General features: G+C 73.0%; 5 protein-coding genes and 1 pseudogene. 4 read left to right on the top strand and 2 right to left on the bottom strand.

The features are described from left to right. The first annotated feature begins 180 nt into the window (after positions 1 to 180). The 3 genes from CCN42_RS38300 to CCN42_RS38290 all read left to right on the top strand — a co-directional run bounded on the left by CCN42_RS38300 (position 181) and on the right by CCN42_RS38290 (position 2837). The gene (locus CCN42_RS38300) at positions 181 to 855 is read left to right on the top strand and encodes a class I SAM-dependent methyltransferase (RefSeq protein WP_086171771.1); all 675 of its coding nucleotides are present in this window, start codon (positions 181 to 183) and stop codon (positions 853 to 855) included. Between the two features lie 9 nt (positions 856 to 864). Continuing rightward, positions 865 to 1821, top strand: coding sequence for an N-acetylmuramoyl-L-alanine amidase (locus CCN42_RS38295; protein ID WP_086741839.1), 957 nt, complete (start codon positions 865 to 867; stop codon positions 1819 to 1821). Positions 1822 to 1979: 158 nt separating this feature from the next. After that, positions 1980 to 2837 (top strand): DUF5336 domain-containing protein, encoded by an 858-nt coding sequence (locus CCN42_RS38290; protein WP_086741838.1) that lies wholly within the window; start codon positions 1980 to 1982, stop codon positions 2835 to 2837. A gap of 75 nt (positions 2838 to 2912) precedes the next feature. Here the strand turns inward: CCN42_RS38290 and CCN42_RS38285 are convergent, their stop codons facing one another. Together CCN42_RS38285 and CCN42_RS38280 are read right to left on the bottom strand one after the other, a co-directional pair. Then, on the bottom strand, positions 2913 to 3686 hold the full coding sequence (locus CCN42_RS38285; RefSeq protein WP_086741837.1) for a hypothetical protein: 774 nt from the start codon (positions 3684 to 3686) through the stop codon (positions 2913 to 2915). Further along, positions 3667 to 4794: a VWA domain-containing protein gene (locus CCN42_RS38280; RefSeq protein WP_245877665.1), complete on the bottom strand. Its 1128-nt coding sequence runs from the start codon at positions 4792 to 4794 to the stop codon at positions 3667 to 3669. Before CCN42_RS38280 ends, CCN42_RS38285 begins: the two co-directional genes overlap by 20 nt. On the opposite strand from CCN42_RS38280, the pseudogene CCN42_RS45315 reads away from it, so the two are divergent. Continuing rightward, positions 4793 to 4981 (top strand): annotated as a pseudogene (locus CCN42_RS45315) (hypothetical protein); the annotation flags it as partial. The gene CCN42_RS38280 and the pseudogene CCN42_RS45315 overlap by 2 nt on opposite strands.

The raw sequence follows: 4981 nt of genomic DNA, 5'->3' as shown, positions 1-4981 counted from the left end.
CGCAGTTCCCCGCGCCCCTGGCGGGGGTCCTGCCGTCTTGCGGGTGCCGCGGCGTCGTGGTCGGTCGCGCAGTTCCCCGCGCCCCTTCGGGGTGGTTGTCGTACCCCCTGTCGGGTGGGGCTTCGGGTTGCGGCAGCATGGCGGGTGGAAGAGTCGTACGACCGAGAGGGACGGGACCCCATGAGCACGGCACCCAAGCCGGAGATCCTGGCCGCGTTCGAGGCCGCGAAGGGGTTCATGCCGGTCGACGAGGGGCTGGCGCTGTACGCGGCGGCGCTGGAGGCGGGGCGGCTCGGGCTGCCGTTGCTGGAGGTCGGCACGTACTGCGGCCGGTCGACGATCCTGCTCGCCGACGCGGCCCGCGCGTCCGGTGTCACCGCGATCACCGTCGACCACCACCGGGGCAGCGAGGAGCAGCAGCCCGGCTGGGAGTACCACGACCCGGAGACGGTCGACCCGGAGCTGGGTCTGATGGACACCCTGCCGACCTTCCGCCGCACCCTGCACAAGGCGGGCCTGGAGGAGCACGTGGTGGCCCTGGTCGGCCGTTCGCCGCAGATCGCGGCGCTGTGGAACACGCCCGTGGGTCTCGTCTTCATCGACGGCGGCCACACCGACGAGCACGCCGGCGCGGACTACGAGGGCTGGGCGCCGCGGGTGGCGGAGGGCGGTCTGCTGGTCATCCACGACGTCTTCCCGGACCCGGCCGACGAGTTCACCGGCCAGGCGCCGTACCGCGTCTACCTGCGGGCCCTGGAGTCAGGGGCGTTCACGGAGGTGGGGGTCACGGGGTCGATGCGGGTGCTGCGGCGGACGGGTGCGGGACACCCGGTGAGTTCGCCGGCCGCCCGCTAGGGTGGCCCCGTGTCGTACGCGAGTCCGGAATCCGATCCTCCCGCCAACCGTCGCCCGCGCCGCAGGCTGCTCGCCGTGGTGGGGGGCGCGCTGGCCGTCGGCGCGCTGGCCGGGTGGCTGGTGGTCGAGGGCGCAGGGGGAACGGGCGGCGGTACGGCCGCGCCCTCGGTGAGCGCTTCCGCCGGTGACGTCCGCAGCTCCGCGCGTCCCGCACCCACGGACCCCTCCGGCTCCCCGTCGGCCTCCGACGACCACAGGACGGGCCGTGACGCGACGGCCACGACCGCCTCCGGTCCGCTCAGGGGCAAGGTCGTCGTCATCGACCCCGGGCACAATCCGGGCAACGTCCGGCACACCGCCGAGATCAACCGGCAGGTGGACATCGGGACGGGCCGCAAGGAGTGCGACACCACGGGGACCTCGACGAACGACGGGTACGCCGAGGCGCGGTTCACCCTCGATGTCGCCCATCGGATGCGGACACTGCTTCAAGCGCAGGGCGCCACCGTGAAGCTGACGCAGGACGCCGACCGGCCGTTCGGGCCGTGCATCGACGAGCGGGCGCGGATCGGGAACGAGGCGAAGGCCGACGCCGTGGTGTCCCTGCACGCCGACGGGTCGGGCGCCGGGAACCGCGGGTTCCATGTGATCCTGCCGGGCGAGGTGCGGGCGGGCGCCGCCGACACCCGCGCCATCGTGGGCCCTTCGCGCGAGCTGGGCGAGCGCATCGCCGGGAACTTCGTGCGCGCGACCGGCAGCGCGCCCTCCAACTACGTCGGCGACGGCACCGGACTGGTCACCCGCGAGGACCTCGGCGGTCTCAATCTGTCAACGGTTCCGAAGGTGTTCATCGAGTGCGGGAACATGCGCGATAGCAAGGACGCGGCGCTGCTGACCAGCGGCGCCTGGCGGCAGAAGGCGGCGCAAGGGATCTCTGAGGGAATCGTGAGTTTCCTGCGCGGGTAGTGCTGGGCGCACGGATCCCGGCGGACAGCCCCGACGGGCGGACGATAGGGTCGTCCGTACGATGAGGGGCCACCCCCGCGCTTCACACCAGGGCCTGACGGCGACATGGTGACAGCGACGCCTCTGACGACGACGAGACGACCTACGAAGGACCTGAAGTGAATATCCGCTCCCTCACTAGAGGCGACGGCGTGGTGATCGGAGCAGCGGTATTGCTGTTCATCGCGTCGTTCCTCGGCCTCTACTCGATCGACGGGGTACCCGACGACTACGACCTCCCGAGCCTCTGGGGAAGCGGTCCGGTCGTCCTCAGTGTGGTCCTCGCCGGTCTCATCGGCGCCGCGCTCGTCGTCGTCTCGCGCGGGCTGCCGCAGCCGCGCAAGATCGCGGGCCTGGACCTCGGCCAGTTCGGCATCGCCTTCACGGTGTTCGCGGCCTGGAGCGCGCTCGGCAACATCTTCGACGTCACGGGCGGCATCGACAACATCGGCCCGGGCTCGAACGACGGCGCCCCCGATGCCGGCACGGGCCTGATCCTCGCCCTCATCGCGACCCTGATCATGGCCGCCGCCGCGATCGCCACTCCCCTGGTCCCGGCCCTCAAGGCCGCGCTGGTCGGCGCTCCGCGCCCGGCCGCCCCGCAGCCGTACGGCGCCCAGCCGCAAGGCGGTTACGGCTACCCCGGCGGTCCGGGCGGCCCGGGTGCCCCGCAGCCGTCGTTCGGCGGTCAGCCGCAGCCGGGCCCGCAGCAGCAGCCGTACGGCGCCCAGCCGCAGCAGCAGCCGCAGCAGGCGCAGGCTCCGCAGCAGCCGGCGGGCGACTTCTCGCCGTTCTGGTTCGCCGTTCCGGTGCCGCGTCCGCTGTTCGCGGAGGACGGTTCGCCGACGCCGATCGCCGAACTGGCGCCGGGCACCTGGTACCTGGCCGTCGAGCAGCGCGGTGCGACGCTGGTCGCGCAGACGCAGGACGGCCGCAGGGGTGTCCTGCAGGACACCAGCGGCATCCAGCGCGGCTGACGCCCCGCTCGCTGCGTCACGGCCCCTCGCCCTTCCGGGCGGGGGGCCGTCCCCGTTCCGCCGTCTGACGGTATGTCAGAGGAAGATCGCCACCGGGTTCAGGGACAGTTCGCCTGTCTCGCTGTTCCAGGTCTGCACCTTGCCGAGGCAGCGCGCCTGGAACTCGCCGGTGAAGTACTCCGCGTTCTGGAAGCCCTCGCGGACGCCCGCCGCCTCGCAGGTGACGCGGACGTGGGCGGGGCGGGGGCCGTCGCCGTAGGGGGCGCGCAGCACGATGTCACCGTTGTCGGAACGGCGGGCGGTGAAGCGGCCGGTGACGGAGACGAAGGCGGAGACGACGGCCACGGAGGTGAGCGGGACGTGGTCGCCGCGCTCGCGCAGGGTGCCGGCGAGGGCCCGGTTCGGCACGATCAGACCGGTGGTGAGATCGGCCTGGACGACCACGTCCTCCTTGCGCATGGTGTCCATGAGCAGCCGTATCACCGTGATCGGGGTGCTCTGCTGGATGTAGGCGGTGACGCGTTCCTTGGTGACGTCCCGGTTCGCCTTGCCGCCGCCGAGGCCGAACTTCGCGCGCAGGCCGAGGCCGCTGGTGACGTTGATCCGGTCGGCGACCTCCTGTTCCAGCGCGGCGGAGAAGCCGCCCTGCTGGTAGAGGTCCATCACCCGCTGCTCGTGCAGGAAGAAGCACATGCCGTGGACCGTGCGGCCGCCCTGGCGGCGTCTGCGGGGTCCGCCGAGCCGGATCAGGGCGTGGCGCAGCAGGACGGCCCAGCAGGCCGCCGTCGCCGCCCAGACGACCAGCCACGGCCACCACAGGGCCCACCACTCACTGTCGATGACACCCACGGATCTCCTTGAACGCGTCGGAAAGGGAGGAGAGTCCGGCGTCGACCATGCGGCCGCCGGTCGCGTCGGCGGCCCGTCGCAGGGCGTTCGGGTCGGCCTCTCCGAGGTGGACGGGGAAGGTGGGCACCGCCTCGGACTCGGGCGCGAGCGCCCGGTGGCGGCGCAGGAACTCCCGGTAGGTGATGCCCGCGTTGTTCTCGCCGTCGGTCATCAGCACGAGGGCGACGGGCCGGCCGGGTTCCTGGCGCACGGCGGCGGTGGCGATGCGGTAGCCGCGGTCCAGGGCGGACCAGAGGGCGGTCGCGTCGTCGTAACCTCCGCGCGCGACGGTCGCGTTGAGTGCGCGCAGGTCGGCGTCGCCGCGCACCGTCACCGTGCGCTCCTCCAGCACCCGGCCGCCGAACCGGACCACGGTGAGCCGCTCGCCGCGGTAGAAGCGGGCGAACTTGCCGGTCGAGGTGTCGTCGGCGCCGCTGAGTCCGGCGAAGGCGGCGCGCAGTGCGGCCATGCGGTCGCCGCGCATGGAGGTGGAGAAGTCGAGGACGAAGACGACCTGGTCGGCGGTGCGCCGGGCGGGGTCGCCGTAGTCGGTGATCAGCTGCTCGACGATGGAGAGGCGGTCGGGGAAGGAGAGCGCGTTGCCGACGGGGGTGCGCAGCCGCGCGGACGGTACGACGTCCTGGTTGACCGGGCGGCGGTACGTGCGTTCCATCAGGGCGCGCTGGGTGTCCGCGGCGAGCAGCCAGTCGGTCACCTCGCGGTACGCCCGCCGCTGTGCGGGGTCGAGGAGCAGCAGCGGGAAGTCGGAGAGGACCATGCCGTCGTCGGGGTGGACGATCTCCAGGGGGGTGCGCAGGGCGCCGGAGGCGTTGAGGGCGAGGAGTTCCGCCTCGTGGGCGATGAGCGCGTTGGTGTCGCCCTGCCGGGCGGGGTAGCGCTCGACGAGGTCGCGGGAGCTGGCGGCGGTGAGTCTCTGGCCGGAGCGGAAGCCGCGCAGCCGGTCGCAGGTGACGTCCTCTTCGCGCAGGGCGGTGCCGGTGCCGGCGGCGGCGGTGGCGACGCCGACGAGCGCGGCCCGGCCGGTGTCGCTGCGCCGCGGGTCGGCCATGCCGAACCGTACGGTGCCCGGCCGGCAGGGCGACACCAACGCGCTCATCGCCCACGAGGCGGAACTCCTCGCCCTCAACGCCTCCGGCGCCCTGCGCACCCCCCTGGAGATCGTCCACCCCGACGACGGCATGGTCCTCTCCGACTTCCCGCTGCTGCTCCTCGACCCCGCACAGCGGCGGGCGTAC

Origin of the sequence: Streptomyces glaucescens (assembly GCF_002154375.1) — a bacterium.
GTDB classification, from domain to species: Bacteria; Actinomycetota; Actinomycetes; order Streptomycetales; family Streptomycetaceae; genus Streptomyces; species Streptomyces glaucescens.
Note: the sequence above shows the minus strand (reverse complement) of the source record. Positions and strands in the feature narration are given on the sequence as shown.

Excerpts from the sequence above, each read along its gene's own strand:
- CCN42_RS38280 (WP_245877665.1), bottom strand. The coding sequence starts at position 4,794 with ATGGCCGACCCGCGGCGCAGCGACACCGGCCGGGCCGCGCTCGTCGGC.
- CCN42_RS38300 (WP_086171771.1), top strand. The coding sequence starts at position 181 with ATGAGCACGGCACCCAAGCCGGAGATCCTGGCCGCGTTCGAGGCCGCG.